This window comes from Shewanella waksmanii ATCC BAA-643, from assembly GCF_000518805.1.
In the GTDB taxonomy this organism is placed as follows: Bacteria; Pseudomonadota; Gammaproteobacteria; order Enterobacterales; family Shewanellaceae; genus Shewanella; species Shewanella waksmanii.
Genome location: NZ_JAEH01000001.1, coordinates 63439 through 79937, shown reverse-complemented (window position 1 = coordinate 79937; position 16499 = coordinate 63439). Strand labels below are relative to the sequence as shown.

Sequence of the window (16499 nt, the reverse complement as noted above, 5' to 3'; positions counted from 1 at the left end):
CCTTAGTCTTATTTGTTTCTTTGACTAGACCCTAGCATTGACGTTAAAACGATTCAATTGCCAGTTTGTAACCGAATGCGAGGCTCGCTGACCGGGCGGCGATATCTGCGCCTGCATGCTGATTTTGGCTAATACTTTCCTATATAACCGCCCATACCTATACTTATTAACAGCATCGTTTGCCGAACGGAAAGTGAGGACTGCATATGCGATTGAGCTGGTTAGGTCTGATAGCGAGTTTATGTTTTGCAACGCCTGCATTTGCCAAAACATGGCGCCTTGCTATGGTTCCCAAAGAAACCGATAACCCGTTCTTTATGGCGACCGCAGAAGGGTGCCGTGTTGCCGCCGCTGAACTGGGCAATGTCGAGTGTATTTTTAGAGGCAACAAACATATTGATGTCAGGCTGCAAGATAAAATTATATCTGAGCTGCTTGATCAAGGTGTCGATGGCATTGCCATTGCCGTGACACAGTCAGAATTTTTGGCCGCTCACAGTGTGGCAAAAGCTGCGCGTTTAGGCATTCCACTTATTACTTATGATGCAGATTTTAGTGCAGCAACCCTACAAACCAACCCCAATATTCGCAAGGCCTACGTTGGCTCAGACAACCTTGCAATAGGCCAAGGCTTAGGCATGCAGCTGCAGCGTCTTAGACCTGATGGTGGGGTATTGATAATACAAAGTGGCCGCCCAGATTCGCCTAATCTCAATCAACGGGTGATGGGTATTCGTATGGCACTATCAGGAAAAACCTACACTAAGCCCCCAGGTGAAAGGTTGCAAGGAGAGAACGGTTGGCGAGAGTTTCGGCCACCAATGCACAACTTTGGCCACAATGTAGATGCACTCCAAGATTTGCAAACTGTTTTAAAACTCTACAATGACGATCTGGTCGATGCTTTTGTTGCGGTAGGGGGGTGGGTGCAATTTTCAGACACTTTTCGACTCACCGTTGAACCTTACCGGGAGGCACTACAATCGCAGCAAATGGTACTGGTTATTGGCGATACTGCCCGGCAGCAGATGACTTACTTGGCAGAGGGGGTGGTAGCAGCAAATGTGGGTCAAAACCCATTTGAAATGGGTAAGCAGGCCATTAAAACCTTGTATCAAATCGTCAATCAGCAGTCGTATCAACATACCGTAGAGATCCCGCTACGCTTTTGCGATCAGATCAACTACAAGACCTGTTTGGATTGAGGGACAAGGTAGCGTTTAGGTGGCATTAAGCGATGGCTAAGATGATAAGTGGTATGTCTTATTGTGGATACTTTTATCCATAATGATTGGTTTTAATTCCCATTTATTGGGTAGGTTTATGGACGTAATATGGCGCCATTAACATTACTTAGTAAGGAAATCCGCCATGTCTCATCCTATTATCCGTGACCTAAATCGCCGCTACACCGTTAAAAAGTATGATGCCAGCAAACGTGTTGCTGCTGATGATATGGCGGTATTGACAGAAGCTATGCGTTTATCAGCCTCTTCAATAAACTCTCAACCTTGGAAGTTTATCGTGCTAGAAACGGCCGAGGCTAAGCAACGCTTTCACAATACTTTTGCCAAAATGCATCAGTTCAATCAGCCTCACGCTAAAGAAGCATCACACATTATCTTATTTGCTCACAACCCATATTTCAGCAAAGATGATTATCGCAAACGTGTTGATGTCGAAGTGAGTTCAGGACATTTACCTGCTGAAATGTACGACAACATGTTAAATGGTGGCTTTACCTTCGCCGAGTCGAACACCGACGAGTCAGGGTTTAACGGTCACTGGACCAAGGCACAGACTTATATCGCACTGGGCAATACTCTGCATGTGTTAGCCCGTTTAGGGATTGACTCCACGCCAATGGAAGGGGTCGATGCTACGTTAATTGGTGAAGCTTTTGATGCAGAACTAGACGGTTATGTGTGTGAGTTTGCGCTGGCTATTGGCTATCATCTTGATGGCGATGACTATAACCATGGTTTGCCTAAAGCGCGTCTAGCTGCAGAAGATGTGATTGCAGTGCTATAAACTTAAGTAGGCTTAATTGCATTATACAGGCTAGTCATCGACTAGCCTGTTTGGCTAGTTAACCGGCAAAACGGCTGGTGCGTGCAAACTCGATGGCTTGGTCACAAATTTGAAAGCGTTGCTCTTTACTGGATGCTTTGAAATTGTCCATGTAAGCCTCAAGCTTTTCGCTGGTCTGTTCACTGACTATCATTTGATCTATTCCCGCCTTCATATGGGCAGTGGCGGCTGAGCCGACAATTGTCCCCTCAACTTGCATATTATTTTCACTGTAGAAAGTACTACAAACCATTAGACCTGCCATCCCAACCGCGATATCAGGATCGAGGTTTTCTGCCACTGCAGAGGTTGATAAAACGCAAGTTAACAAACTTAAGTAGAGTGTTTTTTTCATATGGATAAACCTATTTATCATGAAAGCCTATGATGCGAACAAAGAGTTAAAACGGCCACACAAATACACAGAGTGCATCTGCTAGCGGGCATGAACACACCTTACCATGTGGTTCTGACGGCAAAATGTTAACTGCAACCACTTGGTTTACGTAGGCAAACTAATTGTGCAGTAGGTCACTTTTTCTATTTGATTTTATGTGGTTTTTTATTGTTTTTTATATCTAAAAAAACCAAACCCACTCAAAGTCCAACGATTTCAAGTGGCTAATTGCTGGTAAAGTGACCCCGGCTCTTGCAAGCCGCCGTTGACAGCATGGACGTTAGTTGAAAAAATCGGCCCATCAAACTTAACCTTCATCAGCCAAGACCGCGGCGCCTCCCAAAAAGGTATTTGCTGAACTGTCTTTGGCAACCAAACCATCAAGAGTGCTTATGAACAATGAACAATGAACAAGATGTAATCGATAATCTCGCCGACCTAGAAAGCTTTTTATTAGCGGTTGAGAGTGGTGGCTTAGGGTTAGAGAATGTCGCTGGTGTGGGGATGGCGACCAATAATGCAGATGGTCGCCATTTTGTCGCGGTGTTTGATAATAACCACAAGCTATTGCATGCCCGCTGGATAACCGATGAAGTTTTTAACAGCGGTAAATCGCTGGTACAAAATGGCGTCAAAAATAAACATTAACATAGTTTAGTTGATTGCTATGAGTCACCACTTTGACCTAGTATTGAAGACCAATTAATAAGTCGTCGCCTCTCCCATTCTAACGACAACAATAAGAGCTTAAGCATGACAACACCGAATCAGCATTGGAGCAATTACTGGCAACAAGGGCATATCACGTCATTTGGTCAGAGTTTTTCAGGTAACTATACCGGCGTATTAAAAGAGGTATGGCAAGATATAATCGTTAATTTACCAGATAACTTTGCTGTGCTGGATTTAGCAACGGGTAATGGCGCTATTCCGCAGCTGATTGCAGACCACTTCGCTGAAGATAAAAAGTATGGTCAGGTAATAGGAGTGGACCTTGCCACTGTTAATGATTACCGCCCTAAGAATTCGGAGTACCTAGCCGTCGAACTAATCGGTGGCGTGGATTGCGCGAAACTGAGTTTTCCTGATGATCATTTTGATATTGTTACTTCTCAATTTGGAATAGAATACTCTGATTTAAATAAATCGCTTGTTGAAGCAATAAGAGTCCTGAAGCCAGGTGGCAAATTAGTCATTATTGGGCACCATGAAGATTCACTAATTATCAATCGCAATCGTGACATTTTGCAGGTCATTAGTCATCCAAAAGCCGCTCAAGTCATCGACTGCTTGGCAGGTCTAGCGAATGCCATGATTCAAGTACGTACGCAACAAGACCTTGAAGTGATTAAAACCAGTAAGGAGTGCGAATCCTTGCGTATTTCGCTCAATGAGGCACTGTCGATATTGGCACAAATTAGCCAGCAAGGGCTTGAAGATAGCGAGTTGCTTACATATGTATCCCAGTATTTTAAGCAGGGTTTAGGCTGGCCATTAGATAAGCGCCAGAGCTTTATTAATCATTGCTCGGAACAGCAACTTGCATTAAAAACCCGCTTGGGTGAATTAATTGCCGCTGCTCAATCTCAGGAGACGTTGTTAGCGACACTGCAGCCTTGTTTGACAAATAAAGTAACCCTAGCCAGCCTAGATAGTTTAGTGAGTGACGACAAACAAATACTTGCATGGCGACTACAGGTTAACAAAAGCAGTTAATTAGCTGTTTTTGTTAACCTTAGCAGTCATCGGTGTACAGTGTGGTTTTAGCCGGATAGACGTTACCTAGCACGTCAGTCCATTGATGACTGTATTGTACAAAGCAGTTCCCCGCACCAGCACCGATAGTAGCGTGTCCAGCAGGATGGATGCGCATATTAACGGTGCCGTTTGGCTCGAGTGTCCAAGCTTCGGTATCATCTAGCCCCTCAACAAATAGGGTTAAAGTGGTCTCATCCGCTTGCATCTTGCCGTAGACTAACGTCCCGCCAACATATTCATCACCGATGCTAGATGCATCAATGGATTCGACGTTTTCAACACCGTTGATGGCGGCTTTCGAATACACTAAATTATTGGCACTGAGCAAAGCACCCGACATGCCTTGTAAGGTTGACTCATAAGCGTCACTTTGTAAGTTAATGAATTTAGGTGCTGCGGTGACCGCTAGAATACCGAGCACAATAATCACTACAACTAATTCGATTAGGGTAAAACCTTGATTACCTTTCATAGATAATGCCTCCTCAATAATTGTTGGGCATTATCTAGGAGTTGAAGGCGGATTAGTTATCTTTTGGCGCCATGCCAGTATAGAAATGATAGTCAGTTGGCTGAGGTGGTGTAACAGAGTGCAGAGGCCTATCGTTAGGTATGTCAGCGTGCTGTATCGCTTAAGGTATTAATGTTATGTCCAGTAATTTCAATACCATTGATGGTTAGAACTGAGCTTATTGTGGTTCTTTTTTAGCGGCATGTTCAATAAAAAACGCCAGTCATTGACTGGCGTTTTGTTTTAGTAATAAATCAGCTAATGATTACCAAATACGAACACGTTCTTCTTCAGAAAGGTACAGTTTATCACCTGGCTTAACATCAAAGGCTTTGTACCATGCATCGTGGTTACGCGGTGCTAGGGCGCGGTAGCGACCTGGCGCGTGGGTACCAGCGCGCAGCTGATTAAGCATGCTTTGTTCAGTACGCTTTTCTTTCCAAACTTGTGCCCAAGCAAGGAAGAAGCGTTGATCACCTGTTACCCCATCAATGACAGGGGCTTCTTTGCCGTTGAGGCTAAGCTTGTAAGCGTGGTAAGCCATCGCCAGTCCGCCGACATCACCAATGTTCTCGCCAAGGCTGTTACGGCCATTAACAAAGTTGTCTGGAATTGGCTCGTACTGACTGTATTGCGCGGCAAGCTGATCAGCTTTGGCTTCAAAAGCTGCGCGGTCAGCATCTGTCCACCAGTTACGCTGAATACCGTTGGCATCCGATTTAGAACCTTGGTCATCAAACCCGTGTCCCATTTCGTGGCCAATAACGGCACCAATCCCGCCATAGTTGACTGCAGGGTCGGCATTAGGATCGAAAAACGGTGGTTGCAGAATAGCCGCTGGGAATACAATCTCATTGAACGAACTATTGTAGTAGGCGTTCACGCGCTGTGGTGTCATGCCCCAGCGGTTGCGATCGGTTTTCTTGAGCTCTTTTGCGACACTGTCTTCGCGGAAGAATTGGCGCAGGTTCTGTACATTAGTCAGTAGGTTGTCCTTGGTTAACGCTAGGCCATCAAACTCTTGCCATACATCTGGATAACCAATCTTAGGGTTGAATGCGGCGAGTTTAGCGTGCGCATTGACTTTAGTTTCTGCCCCCATCCAATCTAAGCCATCGATACGTTGGCCCATAGCGGTGCGCAGGTTTTCAACCAACTCTGCCATCTGCTTCTTAGAAGATTCTGGGAAGTAGCGGGCAACGTAGACTTTACCGATGGCAAAACCTAGCGACTGAGTGCCAGACATTTCTGACACGGCACGTTTCCAACGTGGACGAGGCTCTTCTTGACCGCGCAGTATTTTGCCGTAAAACGCAAAACTGGTGTTGTAGATATCTTCAGCCAGTAAGTCTGCATTGTTGCTGATGGTATGGAAGGTCAAGTAGTCTTGCCATACATTAAGAGGCTGTTCATTCACCAAGGTAATCATGGCGTTGACAGGATCAGGCTGTGAAATATTCAGCTCAGGTACTTGGTAGCCGGTTTGCTTGAAGTAGAGATCCCAGTCAAAGCCGGGGTAACTCTTAGCAAGATCAGCACGGGCGATTTGATTCAGGGTTAGGTCACGATTACGGCGTTTTTCACGAGGCCACTGGCCTTCTGCCATTTTTGTTTCCAGCGCTAAAATGGCTTCTGCACGTGCTTGTCCATCTTCAATGCCTGCATACGCGAGCATTTCAGCAATGTGGGCGACATAAGCGCTGCGAATATTGGCGAAGCGCTCGCTGTCTTCAAGATAGTAAGAACGATCCGGCAAGCCAAGACCGCTGGCACCAATCGACATTTGATACTGGTTGGGGTCTAACCGGTTAAACCACATACCACCTGCAATAGGTGATGCTGCGCCAGTGAGCCACGCTTGACCAAAAACTTTGGTCAAATCATCAGTATTTTGGATCGCGCTGATTTGCTCAAGAGTGGGTTTAATTGGGGTAATGCCTTGCTTGTTTATGGTGTCGGTGTCCATATAAGCGTTGTAGAAGTCAGCGATTAACTGCTCTTCGGCATTGAGGTCTTTACGACTGGCGATGTCATCGATGATCTCTTTTACCTGCTTTTCGCTGCGCTCAGCAAGACCGGTAAATGCACCAAAGCGAGTTTTGTCTGCAGGCATGACATAGTTGTCATACCAAGTACCACTGGCGTACATAAAGAAATCATCACCCGGTTTAACTGCTTCATTTTGTGCGGTTAAATCAACCCCAAAGCTACCTAGCTCTGCTTTGGCGGCGGGAGCGGTGGCGCTAGTACTATTAGTGTTTACCTCTGAGGTACCACAAGCGGTCAATAAGCTTGTGGCTAATGCGATTGCGACTAAGGACTTTTTCATTGTTTTCTTAATTCCTTCAAGAGTGCGGTAGTGCTGTCAATTTTATTTTTTATTAAACCGCTCTATCTTGTAAGAATCGCGTCAGAAGTCAATCGAATAAATGTTAGCAAAATTTATCGGCTCCATTTAGTCGATGCAAACGCAATCATACTGACTGAGAAAATGTGATCGCTATGGAAGTATTTTACAAGGGAAGGGATCCAGTTGTTCGTGTGACTATGCACTTGTGTAGTTTGCCGTTAAGCTAGCGGCCAAATAGGGCTAGCAAATCTTGCCCTATTTGACTGAGATAGTGTTTGGCATTCCTGTTGAGAGCCAGGGATACCAGCACATTTGAGTATGCTTTACCGCTAGGTAGTTTATTAACCTTGTTATGTTATGGATAACAGTCGCTAACGAACAGTGGCTTTAATTAGCACTTTCATTTTATGGCGAGTTGATTTCAGGCTGCCACCTACTTGGTGGCAGTGCATCGATAAGGTCATGGATGACCGCTTTTTTTGTTCAACAAAGCAGTGCTAGCGTTGAGTTATCACTTCTTGTAATAAGCTGTCAATCGCCGCAACCACCTGCTCACTGGCATCTTCCATATTGTTGATCTGTGCGATGATGTCTTGATAATTTTGCTTGAGTCCAGCTGCCAACGCCTGTTTGCCCGATTCGTGTACGCTCTTGTGCGGTGGATCGATAAGATTAAAACTCGGCAAGTGACGGTAAAGTTGCGCCCCTTGACCTTCAAAGTACCATTTTCCTAGTCGGCACTCTGTGTGGGTGTTAACCGGTGTAGAGAATTGGTTTTGCTCTATCTGTTGATAGATATTATTTTTCCAGACTGCATGATCCAATTTCACCGTATCTAAAAACGTTTGCGCTGTCGCGATGCGGATAACCTCCTGCATGTGTGCTGATTTGTTGAGGACGCTGCGCACTACTGCATCGATTTGCTCAGATGAGGCAGACACTTCCATGGCACATTGTTGATTATCGCTGATGGTGGTTCTGATGCTTTGAGTTTGCTTCATCACTTGATTGACCAGAGTTTCAATTTTGCCACTGGCCTGATGTGCCTTGGCTGCCAAATTACGCACTTCGTCAGCAACGACTGCAAAACCTCGACCAGCACTCCCTGCTCGTGCTGCTTCAATCGCTGCATTGAGTGCCAACAGGTTTGTTTGATCGGATATTTCCTGTATCGATTGAACTAAACCGCCAATTGAGCTGGCAGTTCGATTCAGCTCTTCAGTTGCATGCATGCTCTTGTCGGCTTGGCCAACAATATTAGTTGCTCTAGAAGACAAGCGATTCAATGCTGTATGGGTTTGATTGAACATCTCATCGAGCACCTTTAGCTCATCATTTTCATGGACCAAGTTGTCTGCGCTGTGGGCCAATCCGGAACGAATGGCTGTGAGCATTTCGCCGCCTCGTAAATGGCTCAGCATTAATGCAGCATCCAGCTCTTGGCTGGCGGTGAGGTTAGCCAAGAGTTGGTCTTTTTCCAGCAATTGTTGTTTTAATGATTCAACCTGTTGCTGATACTCAGCGGTCAGTGTTTCGAGTTGCTGCTGTAAAGCTTGATTTTGTTGTTTTAGCTTAGTACTAAATAGCATCGAACGCTCCTTGGTGTAACTGTGAACCCCGCTATAGCCTTGCCTAGTGAAGGAAAGACCGATGGTTTAACTTATCAAATAGCGGCCTTAGATTGGTGGGGAAAACGTCATACTGTGACGTTAGACAGGAGGTTAAATCTCATTGCTTTGAAATGTTACTAAACAGGTGGGAGAGGGGATACATCTGTGGTTTTTTCTAGGTTTTATTAGTCCGAACTGCCATTTTTATTATCAATCAATGCTGTCGAAACTCGGCATGCCGTTACCATTTGCTAGCAAAAAAGTTACTATACAACACAGAGAAAACTGAGCTGCGTGGTAACCCTATATTGTTGTAGGCAGCTCCTTTGTTGAGCGATCAATAAATGGCAGTGAAAATAGAGCTTAATCAACAGCAACGCCAAGCCGTTGAGTTTGGAATATCCGATGCTGGCATCGATGCATCATGCCCGCTGCTAGTGATTGCAGGCGCGGGCACCGGCAAAACTAATACCTTGGCCCATCGTGCAGCTGAGCTAATGCTTAATGGTGCTCAGCCAGAGCGGATTTTGTTGATGACCTTCGCGCGCCGAGCCGCCGCAGAGCTGGCCTCTAGAGCCTCGCGTATTGTTGAGCAGCAATGGCTGCAGGCCAATGACTCAGGGCTCGCGGCAAACTCCGCTAAAAGCGCAACCGATATGGCCGTGTCACTGCCTTGGATGGGAACATTTCATTCTATTGCTGTCCGTTTATTGCGTGAATATGCTTTGAGCATAGGTTTAGAGCGCGACTTTACTGTGATGGATCGCAATGATGCCGCCGATATGCTCGACATCATTCGTCATGAGCTTGGCTTTAGCCATACCGATAAACGCTTTCCGAAAAAGAAAACCTGTTTAGAAATATACTCACGTTGTGTCAACGCGCAGCAACCTCTCGATGAAGTGGTGGATAGCCATTTTCCCCATTGCAGTGACTGGCATGATGAGCTAAAACAGCTTTTTGGCGCATATGCGCACGCTAAAGCAGAGCAGTTTTGCTTAGACTATGATGATCTGTTGCTGTACTGCTATCACATGGCTGCTGTTGAGGAGATTGCAGCGCTAATCCGAGCCCAGTTTGACTATATTTTAGTGGATGAATACCAAGACACGAATGTGCTGCAAGCTGGCATATTGACGCGGCTGTTTCCGACGGGAAAGGGAGTCACGGTCGTTGGCGATGACGCCCAATCTATTTACGGTTTTCGCTGTGCAACAGTAGACAACATTCTTAACTTTTCCCAGCAGTTTAGTTCACCGGCTACCATCATTTCTCTCAAGCAAAATTATCGCTCGCACCAAGCTATTCTTGACCTGTCTAATACGTTATTAAGTGAAGGCAGCGAAGGGTATAAAGTCGAACTATTTAGCGATAAAAAGCAGGGGCCTGCACCTAAGTTAGTGTCGGTAGATGATGATGTTAAACAGGCTGAATATATTGTTGAGCAGGTGCTCGCAGCACGAGAAGCTGGTACGGAACTAAAACAGCAGGCGGTATTATTTCGCTCCAGTTACCACAGCGATCGTCTTGAGCTTGAGCTAACCCGTCGCAATATACCTTATGTGAAGTATGGGGGGCTTAAGTTCTTAGAAGCATCTCATGTCAAAGATCTGCTGGCATTGATGCGCTGGGCCGATAACCCCAAACATAGAATGTCTGCATTTAGGGTGTTAAAGCTACTGCCGGGTGTCGGTCCTAAAATTGCCGAAAAAGCGATTTTACATGTGCTTGAGAATCAGCTCGATATTGGCAGTTTAGCAAGTTTCAGTTTCCCGAGTGCGGCGCAAGATGAATCGCAATTGTTAGTCAGTGCACTGGTAGGCATCAACAGCAACACTGTGGCTTGGCCTGCACAAACTCAGTTGGCAGCCAATGCCTATCAAGGTTTGCTTGAGAGAAATTACGAAGATGGTTTTGTTCGTTGGGGTGATATAGAGCAACTCATCCAGCTGGCTGGGCAATATTCATCTCGGCAGCGATTTTTAACCGAGTTAACTTTAGACCCGCCACAGTCAAGCGGCGACCTGGCCGGTGACCCACACATTGATGACGATTTCTTGATCTTATCGACGGTGCATAGCGCGAAAGGCCAAGAGTGGCATAGTGTATTTTTACTGAATATGGCCGATGGTAATTTTCCCAATGAGTATGCCGCTGGTGATGCGCGGCAAATCGAGGAGGAGCGGCGTTTGCTCAATGTGGCAATCACCCGGGCAAAAGAGGAGTTACACCTTATTCAACCGTTAAAGTACTGGGTGCCAGAACAGCAAAGTTGGGGGGATAAGCATGTTTATGGTGGTAAAAGCCGCTTCATTACTGACGCAGTCAGTAAGCTATTGGTTAAATCCCACTATCCAAAAACTCGTCCCGATGCACAAGAGCTAAAAGCGGGTCGCAGTGCCATTACTGATATACGTAAATCTGTATTGGGCATGTGGGATAAGTGATCGGGCCAATCTTTACATTGTCTACAGCGGATAAAGATAGGCCTATAGGTGGGGATTGATTACACTGTGATGCTTCACTTTTAAGCAGATGAAGTCATGGATGCGACAAATATTTTAGTGATTGAGGATGATGTTATTCTCAATCAACACCTTGTAGAACTACTCACAGAAAACGGCTTTGCGGTTACCAGTTGCTTTGATGGTGAAAGCGGCTTACTGCAAGCAACATCGGCAAATTATCAACTTATTTTACTTGATGTAATGCTGCCCGAAAGGGACGGCTTCTCTCTGTTAAATATTCTGCGTAAGTCCTGCCTAACGCCGGTGATAATGGTGACGGCTAAAGGGGCCGAGCAAGAACGCATTCAAGGTTTTAGTCAAGGTGCTGATGATTATGTCGCCAAGCCCTTTAGCTCAGTTGAACTGCTGTTACGTATCGAAGCACTGCTTAGACGCAGCCAGCCTGCTAACACCGCACTCAGTCAACAAACTCTGCATCTTGATACACTGCGTGCCGATCATCAGTTACAGTCGGTTTGGGTCGCTGAACAACAATTAGATTTTACGCCGATTCAATTTAAATTACTGTGGGAGTTGATGGCGAACCAAGGTGAGGTGCTAAGCAAAGCGTACCTATACCAACGTGTACTCAACCGCACCATTGGCGCTTATGATCGTAGTTTAGATATGCATTTGAGCCGTGTTAGGCGCAAGCTTAACGATGCTCATTGGCGCGGTGATCGCTTGCAAACTTGCCATGGTAAAGGTTATTGCTTGCTATGAATCGAAAACTATTCTGGAAGCTATGCTTGCTGGTCGCCACAGGAGTGGTCGCCTTGTTTTACATGATAAGTATATTAACCTCACGCACCGAAGAGGGAATGAGCTTTCTTGCAAATGAACATCGCGCGCAACTCACTCAGTGGGGCAAAGAGGCGGAGCGTCTATATCTCGCTGGAGATAAACAGGTATTGCAGCAGTGGTTACTTCAGTTAGGTGAGCAAGAAAGTACCTGGTTAGCTGTGGCTAAGTTTGACGTGCAGCAACTGGCAGGCGATCCGCTTAAAGCTCGGTTTTTTAGCGGTTACAATCTAGGTCGCAGTGTCGATTGGAAAGTGCACCTGTATTTTGCTGACAATCCGGTGATGGAGTTACCCTTTGATGAGCAGCGAGTGAGCTTTTTGATCCAATTGCCCGAGCGGATGCGACCGGGAGTTTATTGGCGTCATGTTGAGGTGATTTTTCAAATTGTGCTGCCAACCATTTTGCTGGCGCTGCTAGCGCTTGTGTTGTACCGGCACATAATGAAACCCTTATTGCAACTGCAGATGACCACGAGTCGTTTTAGTAGCGGCAATTATGATGTGCGTGCGCAAACGGTGATGGGCAACCGCAATGATGAGTTCTCAGAGCTTGCGCGCGTATTTGATCACATGGCCACCCGTATTAGTGGGCAGATCTATAATCAACGTCAGCTTATCGCGGACTTGTCCCATGAATTACGTACTCCATTGACCCGCCTTGATATTGCAGTACAGGCCCTGCAGCCTTGCCATTATGACCCTCATCCTGTGGAAAGAATTGAGCGTGAATCTAAGCAGATTCGCCAGTTAGTTGAAGATACGTTAACGTTAGCCTGGTTAGAGAATGAGCAGCCGCAGTTACAGCAGGAAGAGGTTGAGATTATCGACCTACTTGATGTGTTGATAGATGATGCAAGATTTGAGTTTCCAGACAGGCATATAGATTGCCAAATGCCCGATAACCTGACTATTTATCACTCTAGCCATCGTGCAGCCGGTCAAGCGTTAGAAAACATTTTACGCAATGCTCTACGTCATACACCTGTTGGCGGCAAAGTGAGTATTGTTGTAATACTTACCGGAAAATGGGTACAGATCTCAATTGAAGATGAGGGCCCAGGTGTTCCCATAAAGCACCTAGAAAATATATTTAAGCCTTTCTTTAGGTTAGATAAATCACGTGCTGCTCAAGGTAATAGCTTTGGCCTTGGCCTAGCGCTGGCGCGTAGGCAATTGGCGACCATTCGCGCCAAAATAACAGCGAACAATCGCCCTCAAGGTGGGTTGCAAATGCAGGTAGATATTCCGCTCAACTAGCCCATTATTCATAGGGCTATCAAGTGTAAAGAATGTAACAATTGTAAAACTACTGTCAATTTCTGTCGTAATGATAATAATTCGCATTTATATTTTGTGAATTATTAGGGGCTTTAAATTGATGACTTCTCCAATCTCCAACAGGCTTTCTGCATTAGCAGTGGCGATTTCGCTGGCGATTTTTCCCGTTGCCGCACAAAGCGCAGAGGCAGATAAGACTCAGCTTGATACCGAGCTACCACCCATAGAGTCGATCGTGGTTGTGGGCCATACCACGAACACCGAGATTACGCCGGCAGAGTTGGAGAAGTATCAAGCCAATGACTTAGCTGACATTTTTCGCTTTGTTCCATCTGTATCTGTGGGTGGGTCGTTAGGCATCGCTCAAAAGGTATATATTCGTGGTCTTGAAGATACGTTGTTTAACGTCACGGTTGATGGTGCCCCGCAAACGGGAACACTATTTCATCATATTGGTCGTGTGGCAATTGACCCTGAATTACTTAAACAAGTTGAGGTTCAAGCAGGCGCGGGTGAGGCAACAAGTGGTGCAGGGGCTATCGGCGGCGCGATTCGCTTTAAGACTAAAAATGTTGATGATTTGCTTGATAGCGACGAGCAGTTTGGTGGCACAGTCAAGGCTGGGTATTTTAGCAATGATGGTTACAAAGCCAGCGCTACTTTATATGGCAACCTGAGTGAAAATTGGGGGGTATTAGGTTCTTATATTTATGTCGACCGTGACAATATGCAAGATGGCGACGGCAATGAACTCTTTGGTACCGCGGCCGAACAGGCTTTAGGGTTTATTAAGATCAACGGCGAGCTAACAGCTAACCAAAACCTTAGCTTAAGTTATGAAAATCGCCAAGAGAAAGGGGATTTTGGTGCCCGTCCAAACTGGCCCACATTAGAGGGTGACACGCTGTTTCCTATGGATGGGAGTCGCGAAACGTTTGTCGCTAATCATCTTTGGAATGCCAATCAGTGGCTTAATTTAGAAACCACGCTTTACCATACGGCATCGTCAGTTGAGCAGAATCGATTTGACCGCTGGGGTGCCTACGGTGCTGAAATGAAAAGCTATGGCTTTGACCTACGTAATATGAGTGTTTTTGGAAATCATACCCTCACTTACGGAGTTGAATATCGCAAAGACGAAGTTAGCAGTGAATACTTAGCTTCAGCAGATGTGTGGCAGCAATGGGCTTGGGATCCAACTGTGGGTAAGTTCAAAGAGACGGGCACGGTACAAGGGGTTTATGTTCAAGACCATTGGCAAGTGACTCGCGATTTACTGTTGAGTTTCGGTGTGCGCTACGATCAGTACGATGTCAAACAAGAGACTTATGGTCATAGCATAGACAGTGATGGTGTTAGCCCGAATGTGGGGCTTAAATATGATATTAACCAACACTGGCAAGTAACAGCGGGTTATGCTCAAGCTATGCGTGGTAAAGAAGTTGGTGATGCTTTCACGCTCGAACAGGCACCTGACTGGCAGTCTATCGACCCGAACTTGCAAGCCGAAGAGGTTGATAATACTGAGCTAGGACTCACTTACCAAGATGACAGTTGGCAGTTGACGGCTTCGGTTTATCGCTCTGATATTGATAATGTTATTTTAGACCAGCTCGGTAGAGGTGTGCTTTATGAAAACATTGGCACGCTTGAAACCAAGGGCTTTGAACTGCGTGGTGTCTATTGGTATGACGATTGGCGTGTAGCAGCAAGTTATGCCAATAACGATGCTGAATTAAACGGTAATACAGTTGAAGGCTACGAGCATATCGGTTTAGCAAATGCCCGCGGCGATACCTTGGGGCTCAATGTGAATTATATGCTGTCAGATGAGTTTGAACTGGGTTGGAATATGAACTACGTATTTGCCTTAGATGATATCGAAGTGCTTCAGCGTGGTGTCGAACTTGGCTGGATTGAACAGACGCAAACCATTGATAAACCGAGCTACCAAGTACACGATATCTATGTGCAATGGCAGCCATTGACCGATGGCTCATTGACGCTCAATTTGGCGGTGCAAAATTTATTTGATGAGCAATATCGTGATCATTCAAGTGTTGGCGATTACAACCATATTGCTGGTTGGGAAGGCGTCGCAGGTTTGTATGAAGCCGGACGAGATATCCGTTTATCCTTAGGTTATCAATTTTAGTTTCCCCCGGTTCTTCTAGTTTAAAGCGACCTCAACCAATGAGGTCGCTTTTTGCTATCTAGCAAATAAAGCCCACAACACCATTGTTATCGACATCACTAAATGGATTTGGGCGGATTGCGCCATGCCAGCAAGTAGATGATGCCACTGGCGCGAAATGATCAATTGTCTTTGCCATGCTTGGCTAATATTCCCCGTAAATCGACTTTGACCCTTGGTGGGCCTTGCCTATTTATCATGGAGTATCAGCATAGTGAGCAACAAACGCGTACAACTTGTTACTGAGCCAGAGCAAATTAACCATACTTTGGATTTGCTTAAGGCCGATAGCCATATTGATATAGAGTTTGCTTTCTTTAGTAATGAGCGCCTCAAAGGCCGGGTTGTTGGTTCGCAGAGCGGCAAGTACTTTTTGTTGGCATTGCCTAAAACCGCATTTACTGCCCATGAAACCATGTTGGCTGAAGGCCAAAGTGTGGTTGTTAGAGCCATTATCGAGGGGGATACCGGAGCATGTGTGGCTTTTAAAGTGCGTATTCAATCGGTAAGCAGAGTACCTTATTACTTATTATTTGTTGATTATCCTAGCAAGCTAGAGCTGTTCCATTTGCGTCAGCAGGCTAGATTGGCAACCCAGCTGCCTGCCAGCATAAGCCTGCAAAAAGCCAGTTCAGATCAATATACCCAGGTTCTGACCGGCACTCTTCATGATATTTCAGTCTCCGGTTGCCGATTTAAGGCCAATAGTCCGGCTAGGGTATTAAATCATCTGGACAGAATGATAACGCTAGATATTGGTTTAGATACTCAGGCGGCACCGCTGAAAATCAAAGCTAAGGTGACTAACAGTAATGCTGCACGTAATGGTGTGTTGTCGTTGGGCATAGAGTTCATTGCCGAGCAGATGAGCCAAGAGGACAAACACCTAATCGCTCAGTTTGTGCAATACCAGTTGCTACCGAAAGCTGGCTAATTTCTGCTTCTGTTTTGCTGGTATGTCAGCCACAGAGGCTCAAGGAGGGGTAAGCCCAAGAGCCTCTGTTTTTTTGCTTTTCTCCAT

13 protein-coding genes and 1 pseudogene are annotated in these 16499 nt (G+C 45.7%); 9 read left to right on the top strand and 5 right to left on the bottom strand.

The window, feature by feature from the left end; all coding sequences use genetic code 11:
• Positions 1 to 206: 206 nt before the first annotated feature.
• On the top strand, positions 207 to 1205 hold the full coding sequence (locus L865_RS0100385) for a substrate-binding domain-containing protein (RefSeq protein ID WP_028771410.1): 999 nt from the start codon (positions 207 to 209) through the stop codon (positions 1203 to 1205).
• A 166-nt stretch (positions 1206 to 1371) separates the two neighbouring features.
• The gene (locus L865_RS0100380) at positions 1372 to 2031 is read left to right on the top strand and encodes an NAD(P)H-dependent oxidoreductase (RefSeq protein ID WP_028771409.1); all 660 of its coding nucleotides are present in this window, start codon (positions 1372 to 1374) and stop codon (positions 2029 to 2031) included.
• A 58-nt stretch (positions 2032 to 2089) separates the two neighbouring features.
• On the opposite strand, the gene L865_RS0100375 is transcribed toward L865_RS0100380, so the two are convergent.
• The gene (locus L865_RS0100375) at positions 2090 to 2425 is read right to left on the bottom strand and encodes a hypothetical protein (RefSeq protein WP_028771408.1); all 336 of its coding nucleotides are present in this window, start codon (positions 2423 to 2425) and stop codon (positions 2090 to 2092) included.
• A gap of 441 nt (positions 2426 to 2866) precedes the next feature.
• Here L865_RS0100375 and L865_RS0100365 point away from each other — a divergent pair, with 441 nt between their 5' ends.
• Both L865_RS0100365 and L865_RS0100360 read left to right on the top strand, forming a co-directional pair.
• A complete protein-coding gene (locus tag L865_RS0100365) occupies positions 2867 to 3115 on the top strand; it encodes a hypothetical protein (RefSeq protein ID WP_028771407.1) in 249 nt (82 codons plus the stop codon).
• 105 nt (positions 3116 to 3220) lie between these two features.
• Positions 3221 to 4183, top strand: coding sequence for a class I SAM-dependent methyltransferase (locus L865_RS0100360; protein WP_028771406.1), 963 nt, complete (start codon positions 3221 to 3223; stop codon positions 4181 to 4183).
• A 19-nt stretch (positions 4184 to 4202) separates the two neighbouring features.
• Here L865_RS0100360 and L865_RS25975 read toward each other — a convergent pair whose 3' ends face one another.
• The 4 genes and pseudogenes from L865_RS25975 to L865_RS26105 form a co-directional block, all read right to left on the bottom strand.
• Positions 4203 to 4697 (bottom strand): type II secretion system protein, encoded by a 495-nt coding sequence (locus L865_RS25975; protein ID WP_028771405.1) that lies wholly within the window; start codon positions 4695 to 4697, stop codon positions 4203 to 4205.
• 304 nt (positions 4698 to 5001) lie between these two features.
• A complete protein-coding gene (locus L865_RS0100350) occupies positions 5002 to 7065 on the bottom strand; it encodes a M13 family metallopeptidase (RefSeq protein WP_028771404.1) in 2064 nt (687 codons plus the stop codon).
• A gap of 518 nt (positions 7066 to 7583) precedes the next feature.
• Positions 7584 to 7964: a CZB domain-containing protein gene (locus tag L865_RS26110; RefSeq protein WP_245608371.1), complete on the bottom strand. Its 381-nt coding sequence runs from the start codon at positions 7962 to 7964 to the stop codon at positions 7584 to 7586.
• A gap of 30 nt (positions 7965 to 7994) precedes the next feature.
• Positions 7995 to 8396, bottom strand: a pseudogene (locus L865_RS26105) (methyl-accepting chemotaxis protein); the annotation flags it as partial.
• A gap of 644 nt (positions 8397 to 9040) precedes the next feature.
• Here L865_RS26105 and L865_RS0100335 point away from each other — a divergent pair.
• From L865_RS0100335 to L865_RS0100310, 5 genes are all read left to right on the top strand, one after another.
• Entirely contained in the window at positions 9041 to 11143 is a 2103-nt protein-coding gene (locus tag L865_RS0100335) for an ATP-dependent helicase (RefSeq protein WP_028771402.1), read from the top strand.
• Between the two features lie 96 nt (positions 11144 to 11239).
• Positions 11240 to 11926 (top strand): response regulator transcription factor, encoded by a 687-nt coding sequence (locus L865_RS0100330; protein ID WP_028771401.1) that lies wholly within the window; start codon positions 11240 to 11242, stop codon positions 11924 to 11926.
• Positions 11923 to 13263 (top strand): sensor histidine kinase, encoded by a 1341-nt coding sequence (locus tag L865_RS0100325; RefSeq protein WP_028771400.1) that lies wholly within the window; start codon positions 11923 to 11925, stop codon positions 13261 to 13263. Before L865_RS0100330 ends, L865_RS0100325 begins: the two co-directional genes overlap by 4 nt.
• Before the next feature lie 121 nt (positions 13264 to 13384).
• Positions 13385 to 15439 carry a TonB-dependent receptor gene (locus L865_RS0100320; RefSeq protein ID WP_028771399.1) on the top strand — a complete coding sequence of 685 codons (2055 nt, stop codon included), beginning with the start codon at positions 13385 to 13387 and terminating at the stop codon, positions 15437 to 15439.
• Between the two features lie 253 nt (positions 15440 to 15692).
• Positions 15693 to 16412 (top strand): PilZ domain-containing protein, encoded by a 720-nt coding sequence (locus L865_RS0100310; protein WP_028771398.1) that lies wholly within the window; start codon positions 15693 to 15695, stop codon positions 16410 to 16412.
• Positions 16413 to 16499: the final 87 nt, after the last annotated feature.

Excerpts from the sequence above, each read along its gene's own strand:
- L865_RS0100380 (WP_028771409.1), top strand. The coding sequence starts at position 1,372 with ATGTCTCATCCTATTATCCGTGACCTAAATCGCCGCTACACCGTTAAA.
- L865_RS0100365 (WP_028771407.1), top strand. The coding sequence starts at position 2,867 with ATGAACAATGAACAAGATGTAATCGATAATCTCGCCGACCTAGAAAGC.
- L865_RS0100375 (WP_028771408.1), bottom strand. The coding sequence starts at position 2,425 with ATGAAAAAAACACTCTACTTAAGTTTGTTAACTTGCGTTTTATCAACC.
- L865_RS25975 (WP_028771405.1), bottom strand. The coding sequence starts at position 4,697 with ATGAAAGGTAATCAAGGTTTTACCCTAATCGAATTAGTTGTAGTGATT.
- L865_RS0100385 (WP_028771410.1), top strand. The coding sequence starts at position 207 with ATGCGATTGAGCTGGTTAGGTCTGATAGCGAGTTTATGTTTTGCAACG.
- L865_RS26110 (WP_245608371.1), bottom strand. The coding sequence starts at position 7,964 with ATGCAGGAGGTTATCCGCATCGCGACAGCGCAAACGTTTTTAGATACG.
- L865_RS0100320 (WP_028771399.1), top strand. The coding sequence starts at position 13,385 with ATGACTTCTCCAATCTCCAACAGGCTTTCTGCATTAGCAGTGGCGATT.
- L865_RS0100350 (WP_028771404.1), bottom strand. The coding sequence starts at position 7,065 with ATGAAAAAGTCCTTAGTCGCAATCGCATTAGCCACAAGCTTATTGACC.
- L865_RS0100360 (WP_028771406.1), top strand. The coding sequence starts at position 3,221 with ATGACAACACCGAATCAGCATTGGAGCAATTACTGGCAACAAGGGCAT.
- L865_RS0100325 (WP_028771400.1), top strand. The coding sequence starts at position 11,923 with ATGAATCGAAAACTATTCTGGAAGCTATGCTTGCTGGTCGCCACAGGA.
- L865_RS0100335 (WP_028771402.1), top strand. The coding sequence starts at position 9,041 with ATGGCAGTGAAAATAGAGCTTAATCAACAGCAACGCCAAGCCGTTGAG.
- L865_RS0100330 (WP_028771401.1), top strand. The coding sequence starts at position 11,240 with ATGGATGCGACAAATATTTTAGTGATTGAGGATGATGTTATTCTCAAT.